Source organism: Pseudoduganella sp. GW821-FHT12E03, from assembly GCF_058807115.1.
In genome coordinates this window covers 247,160-265,521 of the sequence record NZ_JBXAQJ010000003.1, presented here as the reverse complement: position 1 = coordinate 265,521, position 18,362 = coordinate 247,160, and the positions used below count along the sequence as shown (strand labels likewise).

Annotated in this window: 18 protein-coding genes; 11 read left to right on the top strand and 7 right to left on the bottom strand. The window is 62.2% G+C overall.

From position 1 onward, the window contains the following. Window positions 1-91 precede the first annotated feature (91 nt). Entirely contained in the window at window positions 92-1,516 is a 1,425-nt protein-coding gene (locus tag AC1RRC_RS08995) for an MATE family efflux transporter (protein WP_493054946.1), read from the bottom strand. 159 nt (window positions 1,517-1,675) lie between these two features. Here AC1RRC_RS08995 and AC1RRC_RS08990 point away from each other — a divergent pair, with 159 nt between their 5' ends. After that, window positions 1,676-2,341: a beta/gamma crystallin family protein gene (locus tag AC1RRC_RS08990; protein ID WP_493054945.1), complete on the top strand. Its 666-nt coding sequence runs from the start codon at window positions 1,676-1,678 to the stop codon at window positions 2,339-2,341. A gap of 8 nt (window positions 2,342-2,349) precedes the next feature. On the opposite strand, the gene AC1RRC_RS08985 is transcribed toward AC1RRC_RS08990, so the two are convergent. Beyond that, a complete protein-coding gene (locus AC1RRC_RS08985; RefSeq protein WP_493054944.1) occupies window positions 2,350-3,015 on the bottom strand; it encodes a chemotaxis protein CheD in 666 nt (221 codons plus the stop codon). Between the two features lie 183 nt (window positions 3,016-3,198). On the opposite strand from AC1RRC_RS08985, the gene AC1RRC_RS08980 reads away from it, so the two are divergent. Genes AC1RRC_RS08980 through AC1RRC_RS08965 form a run of 4 tightly spaced genes read left to right on the top strand, consistent with a single transcriptional unit; the run spans window position 3,199 to window position 7,188 of the window. After that, the gene (locus tag AC1RRC_RS08980; RefSeq protein ID WP_493054943.1) at window positions 3,199-3,567 is read left to right on the top strand and encodes a response regulator; all 369 of its coding nucleotides are present in this window, start codon (window positions 3,199-3,201) and stop codon (window positions 3,565-3,567) included. Beyond that, on the top strand, window positions 3,564-5,252 hold the full coding sequence (locus tag AC1RRC_RS08975; protein WP_493054942.1) for a methyl-accepting chemotaxis protein: 1,689 nt from the start codon (window positions 3,564-3,566) through the stop codon (window positions 5,250-5,252). The genes AC1RRC_RS08980 and AC1RRC_RS08975 overlap by 4 nt, the downstream gene beginning before the upstream one ends. 23 nt (window positions 5,253-5,275) lie before the next feature. Further along, window positions 5,276-6,085, top strand: coding sequence for a CheR family methyltransferase (locus AC1RRC_RS08970; RefSeq protein ID WP_493055509.1), 810 nt, complete (start codon window positions 5,276-5,278; stop codon window positions 6,083-6,085). Beyond that, a complete protein-coding gene (locus tag AC1RRC_RS08965) occupies window positions 6,082-7,188 on the top strand; it encodes a protein-glutamate methylesterase/protein-glutamine glutaminase (RefSeq protein ID WP_493054941.1) in 1,107 nt (368 codons plus the stop codon). Before AC1RRC_RS08970 ends, AC1RRC_RS08965 begins: the two co-directional genes overlap by 4 nt. A gap of 53 nt (window positions 7,189-7,241) precedes the next feature. On the opposite strand, the gene AC1RRC_RS08960 is transcribed toward AC1RRC_RS08965, so the two are convergent. Both AC1RRC_RS08960 and AC1RRC_RS08955 read right to left on the bottom strand, forming a co-directional pair. Then, the gene (locus AC1RRC_RS08960; RefSeq protein WP_493054940.1) at window positions 7,242-7,499 is read right to left on the bottom strand and encodes a hypothetical protein; all 258 of its coding nucleotides are present in this window, start codon (window positions 7,497-7,499) and stop codon (window positions 7,242-7,244) included. 109 nt (window positions 7,500-7,608) lie between these two features. Then, on the bottom strand, window positions 7,609-8,526 hold the full coding sequence (locus AC1RRC_RS08955) for a LysR family transcriptional regulator (RefSeq protein ID WP_493054939.1): 918 nt from the start codon (window positions 8,524-8,526) through the stop codon (window positions 7,609-7,611). A gap of 123 nt (window positions 8,527-8,649) precedes the next feature. Between AC1RRC_RS08955 and AC1RRC_RS08950 the strand changes: the two genes are divergently transcribed. After that, complete coding sequence (locus tag AC1RRC_RS08950; protein WP_493054938.1) at window positions 8,650-9,264, top strand: FMN-dependent NADH-azoreductase; 615 nt, start codon at window positions 8,650-8,652, stop codon at window positions 9,262-9,264. A gap of 43 nt (window positions 9,265-9,307) precedes the next feature. Next, window positions 9,308-10,507: a nicotinate phosphoribosyltransferase gene (pncB, locus tag AC1RRC_RS08945; protein ID WP_493054937.1), complete on the top strand. Its 1,200-nt coding sequence runs from the start codon at window positions 9,308-9,310 to the stop codon at window positions 10,505-10,507. 1 nt (window position 10,508) lies between these two features. Here the strand turns inward: pncB and AC1RRC_RS08940 are convergent, their stop codons facing one another. The 3 genes from AC1RRC_RS08940 to AC1RRC_RS08930 all read right to left on the bottom strand — a co-directional run bounded on the left by AC1RRC_RS08940 (window position 10,509) and on the right by AC1RRC_RS08930 (window position 11,777). Further along, window positions 10,509-10,811 (bottom strand): hypothetical protein, encoded by a 303-nt coding sequence (locus AC1RRC_RS08940; protein ID WP_493054936.1) that lies wholly within the window; start codon window positions 10,809-10,811, stop codon window positions 10,509-10,511. Between the two features lie 115 nt (window positions 10,812-10,926). Continuing rightward, window positions 10,927-11,226, bottom strand: coding sequence for an antibiotic biosynthesis monooxygenase family protein (locus AC1RRC_RS08935; protein ID WP_493054935.1), 300 nt, complete (start codon window positions 11,224-11,226; stop codon window positions 10,927-10,929). 101 nt (window positions 11,227-11,327) lie between these two features. Next, window positions 11,328-11,777, bottom strand: coding sequence for a thioesterase family protein (locus AC1RRC_RS08930; protein WP_493054934.1), 450 nt, complete (start codon window positions 11,775-11,777; stop codon window positions 11,328-11,330). A gap of 522 nt (window positions 11,778-12,299) precedes the next feature. Here AC1RRC_RS08930 and AC1RRC_RS08925 point away from each other — a divergent pair. The 4 genes from AC1RRC_RS08925 to AC1RRC_RS08910 all read left to right on the top strand — a co-directional run bounded on the left by AC1RRC_RS08925 (window position 12,300) and on the right by AC1RRC_RS08910 (window position 18,331). Further along, window positions 12,300-12,758 (top strand): hypothetical protein, encoded by a 459-nt coding sequence (locus AC1RRC_RS08925; RefSeq protein WP_493054933.1) that lies wholly within the window; start codon window positions 12,300-12,302, stop codon window positions 12,756-12,758. 69 nt (window positions 12,759-12,827) lie between these two features. Beyond that, window positions 12,828-13,256: a hypothetical protein gene (locus AC1RRC_RS08920; protein WP_493054932.1), complete on the top strand. Its 429-nt coding sequence runs from the start codon at window positions 12,828-12,830 to the stop codon at window positions 13,254-13,256. A gap of 41 nt (window positions 13,257-13,297) precedes the next feature. Next, window positions 13,298-13,663, top strand: coding sequence for a hypothetical protein (locus AC1RRC_RS08915; RefSeq protein ID WP_493054931.1), 366 nt, complete (start codon window positions 13,298-13,300; stop codon window positions 13,661-13,663). Between the two features lie 39 nt (window positions 13,664-13,702). Continuing rightward, window positions 13,703-18,331 carry a DUF4214 domain-containing protein gene (locus AC1RRC_RS08910; RefSeq protein ID WP_493054930.1) on the top strand — a complete coding sequence of 1,543 codons (4,629 nt, stop codon included), beginning with the start codon at window positions 13,703-13,705 and terminating at the stop codon, window positions 18,329-18,331. Window positions 18,332-18,362 lie beyond the last annotated feature (31 nt).

Below are 18,362 nucleotides of genomic sequence, written 5' to 3'. Positions count from 1 at the left end.
CAGAGTGGCAGGAAGCAAGGGTATGGAATACCGGGTAAAAAACCATCAATCGTTCGGCCCGCATGGCGGCTTTCGCGTTGCGAAAACCGCCCTACGATGTTGCCGCCAACGGGACGTCGGAGTGCGCACCGGTATGTTTGCGCACCCGCTGGTTGGCCAGCACATACAACGACCAGCTCAGCAGCACAGCGGCAATCGTCAGCCCCAGCACCAGCCCGATCCAGAACCCGGCGGCGGCCATCGGCGCGGCCGGGGCCCACGGTGCCCACGCCGGCGCCAGGCCGAGTATGCAGCCCAGCGGCAGGGCAAAGATCCAGAATGCGAACAGCTGGATCAGCATCGGCTGGCGCGTGACTTTATAGCCACGGATCGCGCACGAGGCCGCCACCTGCGTGGCGTCGGACAGCTGGAACAGGGCGCCGAACAGCAGCAGTTGCGCGCACAGCGCCTGCACCGCCAGGTCCGAGGTGTAGGCGGCGGCAATCTGTTGGTTGAACAGGGCAATGCCGATTGCCGACAGTACCGCGAACGACAGCGACATGCCGACGCCGACCCAGGCGGCAAAGCGCGCCTGTGCCGGATTGGCTTCGCCCATGGCCTGGCCCACCCGCGTGATGACGCCGATGCCAAACGACAGCGGCGCCATGAACACCAGCGAGGCGAAATTGAGCGCGATCTGGTGCGCCGATACTTCCACCACGCCAAAGCGCGCCACCAGCAGGCTGACCGCGCCAAACGCGCTGACTTCGGCAAAGTAAGTGATGCCGGTGGGCAGGCCCAGTTTCAGCATGGCGCGGATTTCCGGCCAGTGCGGCCATTCCCAGTGCGTGAATGGGTATGTCTGGCGGTAGGCGGGCGCCACCTTGACCCACACCAGCATGGCGCCCAGCATCAGCCACATGCAGGCGGCGGTCGCCACCGCGCAGCCGATGCCGCCCAGTTTCGGCATGCCAAGGTGGCCGAAGATCAGCACCCAGTTCACCGCCACGTTGAACGCCAGGCCCAGCAGGGCAATCACCATCACCGGCTTGGTTTCGTTGATGCTGGTGCTGTAGCCGTACAGGGCGCGGTAGGCGGCATAGGCCGGCATGCCGGCACTGATGATGTGGACGAACAGGGTGGCGCGGTCATTGACGTCCTGCGCCATCTGCAAATGGTCGAACAGCACCGTGGCGGCATTGCACGCCAGCGCGCCGAGCAGGCCGACCGCCAGCGCTTTCCACAGCGCCTGCCGCACCGAATGGGCAATCGCGCTGGTTTCACCCGCGCCGACCTGGTGCGCCACCACGGAATTAATCGCCATCATGGTGCCGGTCACGGTGACCAGGATGATCGACCAGACCGACGTGCCCAGCGCCACCGCCGCCAGTTCCGTGGCGCTGGCGTGGCCGGTCATCGCCACGTCGGCCACGCCCATGCCGACCGTGGCCAGCTGGCCCACCAGGACCGGCCACGCCAGAGTCCAAAGGGCGGCCGCTTCGCGGCGGATATTCGGGAGCGTAAAAGTGGTGGGCATGGACGTTCTGCTAAGGGAAACGGACATTCTATCGTAGGAATTTGTTACAACGTCGTGTAGGCTGACGGTTGAGTCAAAACGTTGACCAAGAATACAGCCGCGCAATTGAGCCATGCGATGACATGGCAGCCGCGGCGGGAACAACAAGGAGCTAAAAAAATGAAACGTACAACGATACTGGCCTTGGCCGCAGCACTGATGGGGCAAATCGCCGCCGCCAGCGCCGGTGAAATCACCCTGTTTGCGCGTGAAAACTTCCGTGGCGAAGAAGTCACTGTGCGCGACGGCACCCGCAACTTGCGCGATGCCGGCTTCAACGACCGTGCATCGAGCATGATCGTGCATTCCGGTGTGTGGGAAATTTGCGCCGACAAGGATTTCGGCGGCTATTGCGCCGTGTTTGAGCGGGGCGAATACCCGAACTTGCGCAACTTTAACAACAGCATCTCGTCGGCGCGCCAGGTCGAACGCGGCAACCGCGGCTACCGCGACCGCGACCATGACGGCCGCGACGACCGCCAGGAACGCCGTGAACGGCGCGAAGAACAGCGCGACCGCCGTGGCGGCTTCGATCGTCCAGACCCGATCGAACTGTTTGAGCATGCGCGCTTTGAAGGCCGCCGTGTTTCATTCCAGGGGGAAGCCGGCAGCATGCGCGGCGCGGATTTCAATGACCGCGCCAGTTCGATGGTGATTTACGAAGGCCAGTGGCAACTGTGCGAACACGACAACTTTGGCGGCCGCTGCCAGGTGTATGGTCCTGGCCGTTACGACAACCTGGGCAACATGAATGACCAGGTTTCGTCACTGCGCCGCGTTCGTTAAGTTTTAATTCACTGCGTCAGCGAGAAGAACCGCAGCGCGCTGCTGATGGCGCGCTTGCCCTTGCCGGGAGGCGCCGCCTCGTCCGGCAGCGCGGCCTGCGCCAGCGCTTCCACCGCTTGCTGGTGCGCCGCTTGCGTCAAAGTGGCATGCAGGCCCGCGCGCCTGGCGTGGGGACGGCGCACCGCGTTTTCGGCGGGTTGCTGGCCTGGCGCCACATGGCGGCTCCAGACATTACCGCTGCTGATGTCAAAAATAATATTGCGGTGGCCGACGCCATACAGGCTTTCCGATACCACGCGGATGCCATGCGCCTGCAGCAGCCGCAGCGCTTCTTCGCCATTCTGGCGGCCGATGCTTTGTGACGCGCCGGGGAACATTTGCCCGCCGCCGAAGATCTTGGCCTGGCATTCTTTCGGGTCCACTCCCATGACCCGCAATTCCGACAACATCAATTCCAGCGATTCCGCGCCATAGCGGCTGTTCAGTCCGGCTGATTTGTCCTGGTTGCGCGAGGACAGCAGGAAGTGCGACATGGTGCCGATCTTGCGTTCCGGGTGCCACAGGATGATCGACACGCACGACCCCAGCAGGGTGCGGATCCGATGCCCGGCGCCGCCGACGAAGTATTCGCCGGGAAGCAGGAAGATGTCGGTGGTGTGGGATGCGTGTGCCATGAATCCACTGTAGGCAACACGCACCGCCGCGTAACTTGTACTTTGGTGCAGTGGGGCAACAGATTATTGGCATTACGATACGGAACTTTGTCACATGTACCAAAGTACAGGTTACAAAGAAATACCCCATGGATACAGTCTGACCCAACTAAAAGGCGCGGTTGCGTCAACTGGAGAGATAACATGGCAAAAACCATCATGGTGGTGGACGACTCGGCTTCGCTGCGGCAAGTGGTCAATATTGCGCTCAAGGGCGCTGGTTATGACGTGGTGGAAGCGGCCGACGGCCAGATCGCGCTGAATAAGCTCGATGCGCAAAAGGTCAACTTGATCGTGTGCGACGTCAACATGCCGAACATGGACGGTATTTCCTTCGTGCGTGAGTTGAAGCAAAAGGCCAGCCATAAGTTTACGCCGGTCATCATGCTGACCACGGAATCGCAGGAAGAAAAGAAGCGTGAAGGGCAGGCGGCCGGGGCCAAGGCGTGGGTGGTCAAACCATTCAGGCCGGAAGTGTTGCTGGGCGCCGTGCAAAAGCTGGTGTTGCCATGACGTGGTTGTCGAAGCTGACCGTCGGCGCCCGGCTGAGTTTGCTGGTGGCCGTGTTGAGCGGGTTGATGCTGGGTGTTGGCTATGCGGGCCTGAATGGCATGCATTCTTCCAACGAGCGCCTGAAAACCGTGTATGCGGACCGCACGGTGGCGCTGGGCCAGCTGGCCAAGGTGGGCGACATGATGCTGCGCCAGCGCTACCGGACGCTGCAAACCACCCTGACAGGCAGCGACGACGTGGAAAACGGCCTGGCGGCGGCGGACCGCAATTATGCCGAATTCAATAAGCAGTGGGGCGAATACATTGCCACCTTCCTGACGCCGGAAGAAAAGAAGTTGACCGAAGAATTCTTGCCGGTATGGAGTGCCTACCTGGAAAAGCGCCAGGCCGTGGTCGCCATGCTGCGCGCCGGTAACATGAAACAGGCGCAAGACTCGATCAAGATCCTGGACAAGGATTTCTATGTGGCGCTGGAGTTGCTGTACAAGTTGCGCAACCTGCAGGAACACGTGGCCAAGGAAGAATATGACGCGGCGGTGAAGGCCTATGACGCGACCGTGCATATCAACATGCTGATGATGGCGGGCGGCCTGGCGTTTGGCTCGGTGCTGTCATGGCTGCTGATTCGCGGCCTGGTGCGCCAGCTGGGCGGTGAGCCGGCCTATGCCGCGCAAATCGTCAGCGAAGTGGCGCAAGGCAACCTGGCGGTGGATATCCGCTTGCGCCATGGCGACAAGGGTAGCCTGCTGCATTCCATGAAAGCCATGGTGGACAAGCTGTCGTCGGTGGTGGCGGAAGTGACCAGCAGCGCCCGTGTGCTGGCGGGGGCATCGGAAGAAGTCAGCGCCACCGCGCAGGCACTGTCGCAATCGTCGAGCCAGCAGGCGGCCGGTGTGGAACAGACCAGCGCTTCGGTCGAGCAAATGACGGCGTCGATTGCCCAGAATACGGAAAACGCCCGCGTGACCGATGGCATGGCCAGCAAGGCGGCGCTGGAAGCGGCCGAAGGCGGCGTGGCGGTGCGCTCCACGGTGGACGCCATGACGCAAATCGCGAAAAAGATCGGCATCATCGATGACATCGCCTATCAAACCAATTTGCTGGCGCTGAACGCCGCGATTGAAGCGGCCCGGGCCGGTGAGCACGGCAAAGGGTTTGCCGTGGTGGCGGCCGAAGTGCGTAAGCTGGCCGAACGGTCGCAAGTGGCCGCGCAGGAAATTTCCGAAGTGGCGTCGTCCAGCGTCGAACTGGCGCAAAAGGCCGGCAAGCTGCTCGATGAAATGGTGCCGACCATCAAGCACACCTCTGACCTGGTGCAGGAAATCACGGCGGCGTCGGAAGAACAGTCGACCGGGGTGGGGCAGATCAATGCCGCCATCAGCCAGTTGTCCGGCGCCACGCAGCAAAATGCGGCGGGTTCCGAAGAACTGGCGTCCACCGCCGAAGAAATGAGCAGCCAGGCCGAAGAATTGCAGGCCGCGATTTCCTTCTTCCGCGTGGCCGGCGGCACGGCGCCATCGGAATGGCGCGACGCACCGCCCACTGCACGGGTGATGCCGATGCGCAGGACCGGCACCGTCGGCCAAGGCGGCAAGAGCCGCGCCGCAGCGGCGGCCAAAGCCATGCCGCGCGTGGCGCATTTCCAGGAGGGCGAACCGGACGAAGCGCTGTTCACCCGGTTTTGACACGGATGGTGGCAGGTATGAACATGACGCCGATCGCCATCAGCGACCAGGAATTTGCGCAGTTCCAGCGGTTTATTTTTGATTCGGCAGGCATTACGCTGTCCAACAGTAAAAAAGCGCTGGTCAGCGGGCGCCTGTCGCGCCGCTTGCAGCAACACCAGATCGCTTCCTATAGCGAATACTTCCAGCTGCTGTCCAGTGGCCGCGCGCCGGAAGAAAAGCAAATCGTGGTCGATTTGCTGACCACCAACGAAACCTATTTTTTCCGGGAAAGCAAGCACTTCGACCTCTTGCGCAAGATTGCGCAAGAGGCGCGCGGGCGCAGCCCGGCCTTGCGGGTATGGAGCGCGGCCTGCTCGTCCGGGGAAGAACCCTACAGCGTGGCCATGGTGCTGGACGATATTCTGGACCAGCAACCGTGGGAAATCACGGCCACCGACATCAGCACCCGGGTGCTGGCGCAAGCCCGCACCGGCCATTACATGCAAGCCCGCGCCAACCATATCCCCCCCGATTACCTGCGCCGATATTGCCTGAAAGGCACTGGCGAGTATGACGGAACGCTGCTGGTGGAGCGTTCCTTGCGACAACGAGTACAATTCATGGAAATGAATTTGAATATGACGTTGCCGCAGGTCGGGTTGTTTGACGTGATCTTCCTGCGCAACGTACTGATTTATTTCAATACGGAGACCAAGCGCCAGGTGGTGGCGCGCGTGGTGCAGCAGCTGAAACCGGGGGGCCATCTGTTCATCGGCCATTCGGAAAGCCTGAACGACATCAATGCTGATGTGGCGGCGCTGGCGCCTTCGATTTACCGGAAACCCGCATGAGCATACAGGTATTGGTGGTGGATGATTCGGCCGTGGTGCGGCAAGTGCTGACTGGCCTGCTCAATGCCACCCCGGGCATCCAGGTGACCTATGCCGTGGCCGATCCCTTGCTGGCCATGGAACGGATGCGCATGCACTGGCCGGACGTGGTGTTGCTGGACATTGAAATGCCGCGCATGGATGGCATTACTTTCCTGCGCAAAATCATGAGTGAAAAACCGCTGCCAGTCGTGATTTGTTCGTCGCTGACGGCCGACAGCACGCAATTGTCGGTCGAAGCGCTGTCGGCCGGCGCGGTGGCCGTGGTCAACCGCCCGCGCGGCAACCTGCGCGAATACTTGACGATCCATGCCGATGAATTGATTGCTGCCATTCGCATGGCGGCCGGCGTCACGGCCCAGGTGCACAGCGACGACACACTGCTGCGCCGCAAACCCGCGCCCCCGCCGCCCCCGCTGATGCCGCCGCCCGCCAAACTCAGCGCCGACGCCATCCTGCCGCCCTGCGACGGTACCGCCGTGCCGCCATCGGAACCGCTGGTGGCGATCGGGACGTCGACCGGTGGCACCCAGGCGCTGGAGCGGGTGCTGGGCGCCTTGCCGCCGGATGCGCCGGGGATTGTCGTGGTGCAGCATATGCCGGAAAAATTCACGGGTGCGTTTGCCGCGCGCCTGAACAGCATCTGTGCGATTGCCGTCAAGGAAGCAGAAACCAATGACCGGGTCCGGGCCGGCGTGGCGCTGATCGCACCGGGCGGCAAGCATATGCTGGTGCGCCGCAGTGGCGCCACCTATTACGTTGACGTCATCGACGGGCCGCTGGTCAACCGGCACCGGCCCTCGGTCGATGTGCTGTTCCGTTCCGTCGCCAAGAGCGCGGGTTCCAATGCCTTGGGCATCATCATGACCGGCATGGGCGACGACGGCGCGCTGGGCTTGCTGGAAATGCGCAAGGCGGGCGCCCGCACGGTCGCGCAGGACGAGAAAAGCTGCGTGGTGTACGGCATGCCGAAGGAAGCCGTCAAACTGGGGGCGGTGGAAAAGACGGTCCCGCTCGATGCGATCGAGCGGGAAATTGTCGCGCAGTGCGCGCGGCTGGCCTGAGGCGTTCGCCGTCAGCCGTCAGCCCTTGGCTGTCAGTCTTCAACTGTCAGTCTTCAGCGGATTTCCTTGTCGGTCCGCGTCTTGCCGCCTTCCGCGCGCCGCAAGTCATCCTTGCGCACATCGGACGTATAGCGCTGGTGCGTGCTGTCGCCGCGCGCCCCGGTGCCGCGGTCGCGGTGCGTGGTGCTCGATGACGCTTCCCGTGCGCTCTGCTGGTTCAGCGCCGTCCCTTGTTGCATGCCCTGGGTAAATTGCGATTGCATGTTTTTCTGGGTGCGCGCGGATTTCTTTTGCCGTTGCTTAGCCATCATGATCTCCTGTTGAAAACAGTGAATTCATCGTAGGCCCGCCGCGCCGGGCACGCCATAGGACAGCCCGCCTGCGCCGTGTAGGAGCGGGCGCTATTGGTTTCTCCCGCGTTCAATACGCGTCGTGCGGCAGGCTGTGGTCGAGCTCCAGGAATTGCTGCATCAGCCAGCGCCCGGCCGGCCCGGGTTCTTCATCGTTGCGGTTGATCGCGTACAGCGGGTACTGGAACGCCTTGCCGTCGGCCACATCCAGCTGCACTAGCCAGCCATGGGCCAGGTCATTGCTGATCATGGCTTGCGGCATGCTGCCCCAGCCCAGGCCGCCCCGCAGCAGCGCATGTTTCGACCCGAGGTCCGCCAGGCGCCAGGTGCGCAAGCCCAGCACGCCGTAGTCGCGGCCGGCGGTCAGCTGGCTGCGGTCCGTCAACACCAGCTGCATGTGGTCGCGCAGCGCCGAGGCCGGGATCTTGCCCGGCCAAGACGCCAGTGGATGGCTGGGGGCGCACACCGGCATCATCGTGACTTCGCCCGCCGCGCGGCGTTCGATCGCATCGGGCGGATTGACGACGCCGCCGCAAATGCCGATGTGGCACACCCGGTCCAGCACCAGTTGCGTGACGGCGCCCAGCGCTTCGGTATGCAGGCGCATGGCGACGGCAGGAAATTGCTGCTGGAAGGCGTTCAAAATGCGCACCAGCAGGCAGGTCGGAAACATCACGTCCACCACCAGCGACACCTCCGCTTCCAATCCCGCGGAAAGCGCCTTGGCGCGCGATCGCATGCCATCGACTTTCATGGTGATCGCGCGCGCATCGGCCAGCAGCGCCTTGCCCGCTTCCGTCAATTCCGGCTTGCGCTTGCTGCGGTCCAGCAGCGCGATATTCAGCTGCTCCTCAAGATTGGCGATGGTGTAGCTGATCACCGATTGCGTGCGGTGCAGCGCCCGGGCCGCCGCGGCGAAACCGCCATGGTCGATCACCGCGATGAAGACACGAAGTTGTTCCAGGGAGGGCAGGCCGGGGTCTCGCATATCAATAAAATCGATTGTTTTGATAGAAATTAACTGTATTCCATCGATATTAAACCCGAACTATGATGCACAGCAAGCCAAGCAACTTAATCAGCAACTTCACCAACCCAAGGAGGCAGCATCATGGCAAACGTTCTCTACATCAACAGCAGCGTGCGTAGTTCCGGTTCGCTGTCGCGTCAATTATCAAAAGAATTCATCGCCAAATGGCAAGCCGCGAATCCAGCCGACACCATCGTCGAGCGCGACCTGGCAACCAACCCGGTGCCGCACCTGACCGAGCAAATGATGGGCGCGTTCTTCACCCCGGCCGAGCAGCGCAACGCGGAACAAGCGTTCGTCGTGAAAACCTCCGACACGCTGGTGGCGGAATTGCAGGCGGCGGACGTGGTGGTGATCGGTGCGCCGATGTACAACTTTTCCGTCAGCTCGGGTTTGAAGGCGTGGATCGATCATGTGGCGCGCGCCGGCGTGACGTTTAAATACGGTGAAAACGGCCCGGTTGGCCTGCTGACCGGCAAGAAAGTCATCGTGTTCACGGCCAGCGGCGGTGTCTACAGCGCCGGTCCCGCCGCCGCCTTCGACCACCTGGCCAGCTACCTGCGCGCCGTGCTGGGCTTCCTCGGCATGAGCGACGTGCAGTTCGTGCAAGCCGAAGGCGTGGCCATGGGCGAGCAGGCGCTGGCCGATACCCTGGCAAAAAGCCGCAGCACCATCGACGAACTGGTCGCCGCGTAAGCACGACGGGGTATGATGCGGCTTTGCCTCCCGGAGCCGCTTCATGCCGCAGTTCTCCCCAGTTGTCCGCAGCCTGCTGGAAACGGATTTATATAAATTCACCATGTGGCAGGCGCTGTTGCACAAGCATCCCGGCGCACATGCGGAATATGAATTCGTGTGCCGCAACATGCCGCAATTTCCCCTGGCCGAACTGGCGGTGGAGGTCGGGCGCCAGCTTGATCACCTGTGCTCGCTATCGTTCCAGGAAGATGAACTCGCGTACCTGCGCGGCCTGCGCTTCATGAAAAGCGACTTCATCGACTTTCTGACGGTCTTCCGTTTCCAGCGTAAATTCATCACGGTCGCCACCGATGGCGCCACTTTGCACATCCGCGCCGCCGGTCCGCAAGTGCACGTGATGGGTTTTGAAATCTTCGTGCTGTACATCGTCAATGAACTGTATTTCCGCCGCGTCGACCAGGCGGCCGCGATGGTGGAAGGACGGGCCCGGCTGGCGGACAAAATCGCACAGCTCCATGCCTTCGGCGATGAAGCGCCGCGCCGCCACCCGTTTGAATTTTCCGACTTCGGCCTGCGCCGCCGCTTTTCCTCCGCCTGGCACGATGAAGTGGTCGATACCCTGCTGGCGAGCGCGCCACGCTACTTCAAGGGCACGTCCAATGTGCACATCGCGCGCCGTATCGGTATGGTGCCGATCGGGACCATGGCGCATGAATACCTGCAATCGTTCCAGTCGTTTGGCGTGCGCCTGCGCGATTTTCAAAAGGCCGCGCTGGAAGACTGGGTGCAGGAATACCGGGGCGACCTGGGCATCGCGCTGACCGACGTGGTTGGCATGGATGCGTTCCTGAGCGACTTCGACCTGTATTTCGCCAAGCTGTTCGATGGTTTGCGCCACGATTCTGGCGACCCCGTGGTGTGGGGAGAAAAGGCGCTGGCCCATTATGCGGCGCTGCGCATCGATGCCCATACCAAGCGCCTGGTGTTTTCCGATGGCCTTGATTTGCCGAACGCGCTGTCGCTGTACCGCCATTTTGCCGGCCGCATCGTGACCGGCTTTGGCATTGGCACCAACCTTACGAACGACACCGGCGTGGCACCGCTGAATATCGTCATGAAGCTGGTGCGCTGCAATGGCCAGTCGGTGGCGAAATTATCCGATGCGCCGGGCAAGACCATGTGCCAGGATCAAACCTTCCTGGCATACCTGCGGCAAGTATTCAGCCATACGGCGTCCTGAGTCAGGCGTCGATGGCGTTATGACGCTGCATGATGCCGTCGGCCTGTTCGCGCTGTTCGTCGTCCAGCACGTCCACGGCCAGCAACGCGACCGGTTTCGGGCGCGGCTCGTCGGTATTGTCGGCGCTGTCCGGCGTCAGGGAATTCATGATGTTTTCCACCGTGCTGACGGTGGTGTTGGCGGCGGGTGCCTTGTGCGGCGTCAGGTGGACGGCGGCGGGCGGAAAGCCGGCATTGAGCAGGGCGCTGCGGGCGGCCTCGGCCTCCGCTACGCTCATGAAATTGCGGTAAACAGTGGTGGTCATCGCGGCGGCTCCATTGCGGGGATGACCCATTGTGCCTGCGCCACGCGCCGGCCGGCGCACGGCGCAGTGGCGTGCCTGGATTGATGATGCCCGGCCTGAAGGCCCGGCACCATGCTTAGAAGCCGGTCAGGACGGTTTCAGTGTGTTCGACTTTCGGTGGCTGCGCGAAAAAGCCACCGACCAGGCCGCGCCAGGACTGGAAATCGTCGCTGCCGCGGAAGTCCACCGTGTGGTTTTCCAAGGTGGTCCACTGGATCACCAGGTGGTACGTGTCAGGGCGCTCGATGATGCGTTCCAGGCGCATGGCTTCGCAACCCTTGGCGCGCTGGAACAGGGGAATGGCTTCCTTGACGGCGGCCTCGAAGGCGGCGTGGGTGTCCGGTTTGATCTGGATTTCAGCGATTTCGTAAATCATGGGGCGGGGCTCCGGGTTGATATCAATCAGGACATTTTGCCTGAAAGGTGCATTTTGCGCAGGGCGCCCGCCGCATATACCTCGCATATCCCCCTGAATGATCAGCCGGTTGCGCGCGCGCTGCCGGGCAAGACCTTGAAATCGTCGGTCCGCGCCAGCTCGCGCAGCGGTGTGGCCAGGTTGTCCGGTGGTACGGTCAGCTTGCGGTTGGCCAGGTCGAACCAGCCGGCCATCGACGTGACGCGGGCGCACAGCACACCTTTGCGGAAGAATTCATTGCGCAGCAACATGCGGCTGGCATCGTCCGACAAGCCGGCCATCGCGAACGTCACGGTGATGTCATCGAGCAAATGGCATTCACGGAAATAGTCCACTTCGTCGCGCATCACGACCGGGCCCAGTTTCAGCCGCATGAATTCCGCCATGGGGAAGCCGCACTCGGCGAAATACATCATGCGGACGTCGGCCGACTTGTCCAGATACGCGGTGTTGCGCATGTGGGAATTGAAATCCATATCGCCCCAGCCGGCGACCAGTGTTTTTTCGTACATGGCGGTTTCCTTGTGGTGAGTGCCTGGATGTGACTTTACAGGGCAACTCACCGGCGCGACACTGGCAGGATTGCCATCTTTGGTAGGCGACCGGCGAAATCAGCGAGGCGCCCGCCGCGTTACGCAACTGGGCCGGGCAGGGCGTGCGCATTGCCGCCGCCTGCATCGGTACGTTTATCCTGGCGGAAAGTGGTTTACTCGATGAACAGGATGCCACCGACATCCGCGAATGATGTTGCAAAAAAAATGCATTGGCTGCTTGACGGCATGTTACAGCTCAGGTAGGATTGAGTCATCATCGCAGTAATTGCATCCGAAGCCCGCTAAAGCGGGTTTTTTTTCGTCCGTTATATTCAAGCGGCGTCCCGACCGGACGTCAGACCAAGCCCCGTGGCGCGTGATGCGCCCCGGGGCTTTTTTTATTCGCCATCCGGCGCGTTGGGCGTGAACGTTAAGCGCACTCATCCGGCCCGTTACGCCCTGGCGTACGGGCCTTTTTTATTTTTTGAAAAGGGAATCGACATGACCATTGAAACCGTAAGCACCGTAGCCGGTACTTCCATCTGGATCAGCGCCGCGGCACCCGCCAGCCAAACCGTGGCTGGCTTTGCCGCATTGACGTGGACACGCATTGGTGAAGTCACCAACATGGGTTCGGTAACCGGCCGTGAATACAACACGTCCACGCACGCGCCGATCGATCGCGCCCAGCAAATCGAAAAGAAAGCCAGCTACAAGCTGGGCAACACGGAAATCACCGTGGGCTGGGATGAGGACGACGCGGGCCAGGTGCTGGTGGCGGCGGCCAGCAAGGATTACAGCGTGCCATCGTTCAAGGTGATCAAGCAGAACGGCGCGATCCGTTACTTCACCGCGCAGGTATCGAAATTCGTTGAAGAAAACGGCGCCATCGATGACACCGTTACCGGTGTCATCACCCTGCTGCGCCAGACCGACACCCTGCACGCGGCCGCCGCATAAACGCCGCCGACTGCCATGCGGCCGGCGCAAGCCGGCCTTTTTTATTACTCATTGAAGAAAGCAATCATCATGACCGACATCCGTAAACACGCCGTTTCCCCGACTTCGACCCTGCACCTGCGCGACGCTGAAGACATGCTGATGTATGCCGACGACGCAGCCGGCCAGCCGGACCTGAACCGTCCGATGACGGCCGTGCTGTATGGCCCGGGTTCGAAGGAATACAAGAAAGCCCAGGTGGCCAATTCGAACCGCATGATCGAGCGCCTGAAAAAGAAGGGCAAGACTGACGTTTCGCCTGACGAGCAGGCGCGCGAAACCGCGGAATTCCTGGCCGCGTGCACGCAGTCGCTGGACAACGTGGAATATGCCGGCCTCGCCGGCGAAGCGCTGTTCCTGGCCGTGTATGGCGATGCCGAAATCGGCTTCGTCGCCGAGCAGGTCAACAAACATATCGGCGACTGGGCAAATTTTACGAAGCCATCGCCAGCGAAGTAATCCTGTATGTCCGTCAATGCGCGTGGCTGGGTGCGGCGCCCGTGCATGCGGAACAACGCAAGGCGGGACCGGGCATGACGCGCCTGGCCCGCTACCGCAAAGATGGCGTGGAACCGCAGATGCCGTCCCCCGGCGCTGCCGGTTATCTCGCCGACATCCTGTGGGAAATCGGTCCTACGCTTGCGCTTGGCATGGGCGAAGGGCCCGTCACGCAAGGCGAAATCCGCGCCTGGCAGCACAACATGGACGTGCAACTGCAGCCGTGGGAAGTGCAACTGCTGCGCCGGCTGTCCCAGGAATACCTGGCGCAGGCGCACAAGGCCACGGACTCCGGTTGCAAGCCGCCATACGGCCAGCTGTACCGCGCTCCGGACCTGGACAGCGCAATTGACGATGCGCTTGACTGACCCCCGCCTGTGCGGGGGATTTTTTTTTAGGAGGTAGACATGCTCGCTGGCGGAATGGAGATGACGTTCAATACGCAGATCATCCAGGTTGCGCAGATAGTCCAGATACAGCAGCAACTGGAAAAAGCGGAAGAGGTAATCACCGGGCGGATGGCCCGTATTAACAAAGCGGTCGGCAGCGCCAAGGCGGCATTCAGTGAATTCGCCCTGGTGATCGATGCGGCCATGGCGCTGGGCAAATGGGTCAAGTCGGGTATCGACGCGGCGGATGACCTGGGCAACCTGGCCAAGAAAATCGGCATGGCCACGGAGTCCGCGGCGGGACTGCAGCTCGCGTTCGAGCTGGGCGGAGGCAGTGCGCAAGACCTGGAAAAAACCATGGTGGGTTTGTCCGGCGCGATCACCAACGGCAATGCCGGCCTGAAGGCGCTGCATATCGATACCAAGAACGCTGATGGCAGCTTGCGTTCCAACGAGGCGGTGCTGGCGGACGTGGCCGACGCGTTCAAAACCATGGGGAACAGCGCGGAAAGAACGTCGCTTGCCGTGCAGATCTTCGGTGCGCAGGGCGCGGCTATGATTCCTGTGCTGGACGAGGGCGCCAAGGGACTCAAGGAGATGCATGAAAAGGCCGCGGCGCTGGAACTGGTTATCGGTGACGGCGTGGCCAAGAAGGCAGGTGAATTTAACGAACATCTGGACCTCCTGGCCAAGGGGATGCAGGGCGCTGCAATGAGCGTGGGTGTTCAGCTATTGCCTATGCTGGAATACTTGTCAGGCGCTTTCAGCGACTCCATGCAGAATGGCGGCCAGATGCACATCATGGTGCAGGGGCTTGCAGGCGCCCTGAAAGTCCTGTGCACGGTTGGCGCGACGGTGGCCCAAGTGTTTTCCATCGTTGGCAAAACCTTTGGCGCTGCCTTTGCCGTATTGGGGGAGTTGTTCGCTGGCGGCGGCAGTCTTGCCGACCGGGGCCGGATGGCTCAGCGGATCGGCACGGAGTATGTCAACGACATCGGCGCAAGCCTGGATGCCGCGTTCAAAGCAAACAAGGACATGTGGAGCGGCGATTGGATGAAGCAACCCAATCAGGCCAATACCTCGCAGCCGTCGGGCACCGGGAAGAAAGGGATCGATCCTGTAAAAACGGCAACCGCCGTCGTTCCCCGCATGCCTCAGCCGCTGCCGCTGCCGCCCAAAGCGCCAATCCTGGCGGCGGCTCCGGCACTTGCTGTACCCGTGGCCGCAGCACCAGCTTCAGCTGCGCCTCCGGCGGAGGGGGCGGAGGGCGAGGCCGCGAAGAAAATTGCCGAGGAAACCACCGCGATTGCAGAAAAAGTGAAGGCGCTGGAAGCCGAGCGTGCATTACGCGGTTTGCTTGCGTCTGAAGTCAGCGCCCGGTCGATCCAGGAAATACAACTGCGGCTAGAAGACCGCAAGTTGAGCCATCAGGAAATTGATGCGCTGAACGAAAAACGGAATGCGCTGGAAGGATTAAAAACCATTCAGCTTGCAACTGAAAGCGATAAGGCTAACGAGGAATTGACGAAATTCCTTGAACCGGACAAAGCGTCGGCCTTCGGCGACGCCCTCAAATCCGCATTCGGCGGCGCCGGCGCGGCGCTGGGCACGCTGCTGGTTCAGCTGGAATCGTACGGCGACCAGCAAAAGGACATCGAAGAGGCGCGCGCCAAGGCCGCCAAGGCGTACCAGGACGATGGTGAACGGTCCAGGGCGTTGCAGGCCATCGAAGAAAAGGGCTTGCGCCAGCGTGTCGGCGGTTATGCCGGCCTGGCCGGCGCGGCCAAAGGCTTTTTCAAGGAAAACAGTGCCGGCTACAAGGCGCTGCAAACGGCGGAAAAAGCATTTCATGCGTTTGAAATGGCGCTGGTCGCCCAATCCATGATCAAGCGCCTGGCTGCGACGGAAGCGACCACACTGGCAACGGTGACCGGCAAGGCGCTGGAAACCGGCGCGATCATGAACAATGCCGCCGTTGATACCGCGGCGGCTCAAACCAGCGTGGCCAATTCGACGGAGAGAGCCGCTGCGTCGACGGTGGCCGGGGTTGCCAAGGCATTTGAATTTCTGGGCCCGTGGGGCTTCGCAGGCGCCGCAGCGATTCTTGCCTTCATGGCGGCATTGGGCGCGCCCGGCATGAGCGGTGGCGGCGGCGCTGCCGCCACCACGTTCGAGGACCGCCAGAAAAAACAGGGCACCGGCACGGTGCTGGGCGACGACAGCGCGAAATCCGAATCGATCGCGAAATCGCTGGAAATCGTGGAAAAGAATTCCGGCCTGGAATTGAACTACCAGGGCGCGATGCTGGCGGCGCTGAAAGGTATCGAATCGGCGCTGGGCGGCGCGGCCAAGGGCTTGTTCCAGACTGCGGGTGTGACCAGCGGCAGCGCGTTCGGCACGTCGAACGTGGTGACCAAGTCATTCTTTGGCGCCGATACCAGCACCACCATTACCGATAGCGGCATCCGTTTCAGCGGGGCGCTGGGACAACTGGGCAATGGCGTGGGCAAGGCCGAGCAGTATGAAGATGTGGTCAAGCGCAGCGACGGCGGCTGGTTCCACAGCAACAAGGAGTGGAAGATCACCAACACCAGGGCGCTGGAAGACGCGGCGCTCAAACCATTCACGCTGCTGTTTGGCCAGATGTCGTCCTTGCTGGTGGAAGCCGGCGTCAAGCTGGGCGCGGATGGCGAACAACTGGCCCATACCGTCAGCCAGTCCTTGGTTGATTTTTCCGTCAGCACCCGCGAACTCAAGGGTCAGGACCTGGTGGATGCCTTGTCCGCCGGCCTCAGCGTGGCCTTCGACAAGGTTACGGCGGAACTGTTCCCGCAAGCCGCACAGTTCCAGCGCGTCGGCGAAGGGCTGGGCGAAACGCTGACCAGGCTGGCGTCGAATTCGGCGGCGCTCGACTCGGTATTGCACGGCATCGGCATGACGTTCGGCGCCAGCGGCCTGGCCGGTATCGCAGCGCGTGAACGCCTGATTGAACTGGCGGGCGGCATCGATGAGATGGCGAAGCAGGCCGGCAGCTTTGCGGAAAATTACCTGAGCGAAGCGGAGCGCCTGGCGCCGGTCACGAAGTATGTGAGCGAACAGATGGCGGCGCTGGGCCTGTCTGGCATCACGACGCGCGATGCGTTCAAGGACCAGGTGCTGGCGCTGGACCTGACCACGGAAGCGGGCGCGCGCCAGTATGCGGGCTTGATGAAACTGCAGGAAGCCTTCGCCAAAGTGCATCCAGTAATCGAGGACACCGCCAATGCCGTGCAGTCGATGACGGAAATCGCGGAGCAGCGCAAGGGACTGATGGACGAGCTCAGACAGCTTGAACGGGATGCGATGAGCCCGGACGCGTTGCTGAAGCTGCGCCGCAGCGAAATTGACGGCAGCAACCACGACGTGTTTGACCAGGTTGAGGCGGCCAAAGCCGCCAAGGTGCTGGCCGATATCAACCAGGACTTCAAGCGCCAGGTCGACGAGCTGGAAAAGGCGGCCTTGCCGCTGGCTGAACAGCGCGCCAGGGAAGTCCAGGGCATGGACGCCACGACATTGCGGTTGTACGAACGGCGCGGGCAATTGCAGGCCGAAGCGAAAGCGGCGGCCGATGCCACCGCCGCCGGTAAAGCGGCGGCGGACAAGGCCGCGCAAGACGCCAGGACGGCGCGTGAAAAGCTGACCGCCGCCTATGACGGCGAACGGAATGCGATCCAGGCCACCATCGACAAGCTGGCGTCGCTGGCCCGCAACTTGCGGAGTTTCCGCGATGGCTTGCTGCTGGGCGACCAGTCGCCGCTGACACCACTGCAGAAGTACCAGGAAGCGCAAGCCCAGTACGAGAAAACACTGGCGCAAGCGCGCACCGGCGATGCGGATGCGCAGTCGAAGCTGACGGGCACGGCACAGGCCTTCCTGGAGGCGTCGCGCACGGTCAATGCTTCCGACAACGTGTACCAGGCCGACTTCATGCGCGTGTTGCGCCAGGCCGAGGAGATGGCGCAGTGGGCCGAAGCGGGGATCGACAAGGAACAGGCCAGCCTCGATGCGCTGAACCAGCAAGTGCAAGGTTTGCTGGAAATCCGTAACGGCGTGCTCAGCGTGGCCGATGCCATCCGCAACCTGCAGGCCGCGTTGGCAACGGAAGCCGCCACCACGCCGCAGTCGGCCACCGTGGAAGCGTTGTATCAGTCCATGCTGGGCCGCGCCAGCGACAAGGCGGGCCTGGCCTATTGGGTGGATCGGCTGGAAGCGGGCGCCACCGCCGCGCAAATCGCAGCGGCCATGGCCGCCAGCGACGAGTATGCGGACCAGCATAGCTTGTCCCGTGCCCGGAGCTTCCAAGGCGGGCCGGTGCCGGAAGACGGTGTGCCGGTGCTGGACTACAGCGCCATGGGGACACAGGGCATGGCATCGCTGGTCACGGAAATCAAGGCGCTGCGGGCCGATGGCCAGGCCATGCGCGCCACGATGGAAGCGCAGGCCGGCGAACTGCGGGCCCTGCGCGCCGACCAGCAGCGCCAGACCGGCGACATTATCAACAGCACGTACGACGCCAATGCACGCGCCGCCCAGACCGTTGCAGACGGCGTGGGGGCGGCTGCGCGCGGCAGCGCCTACGAGCAGCGCACCAGGGCGAGGCTGGAATGAACGCATCGGGTTTGATCAAGGAGAAACATCA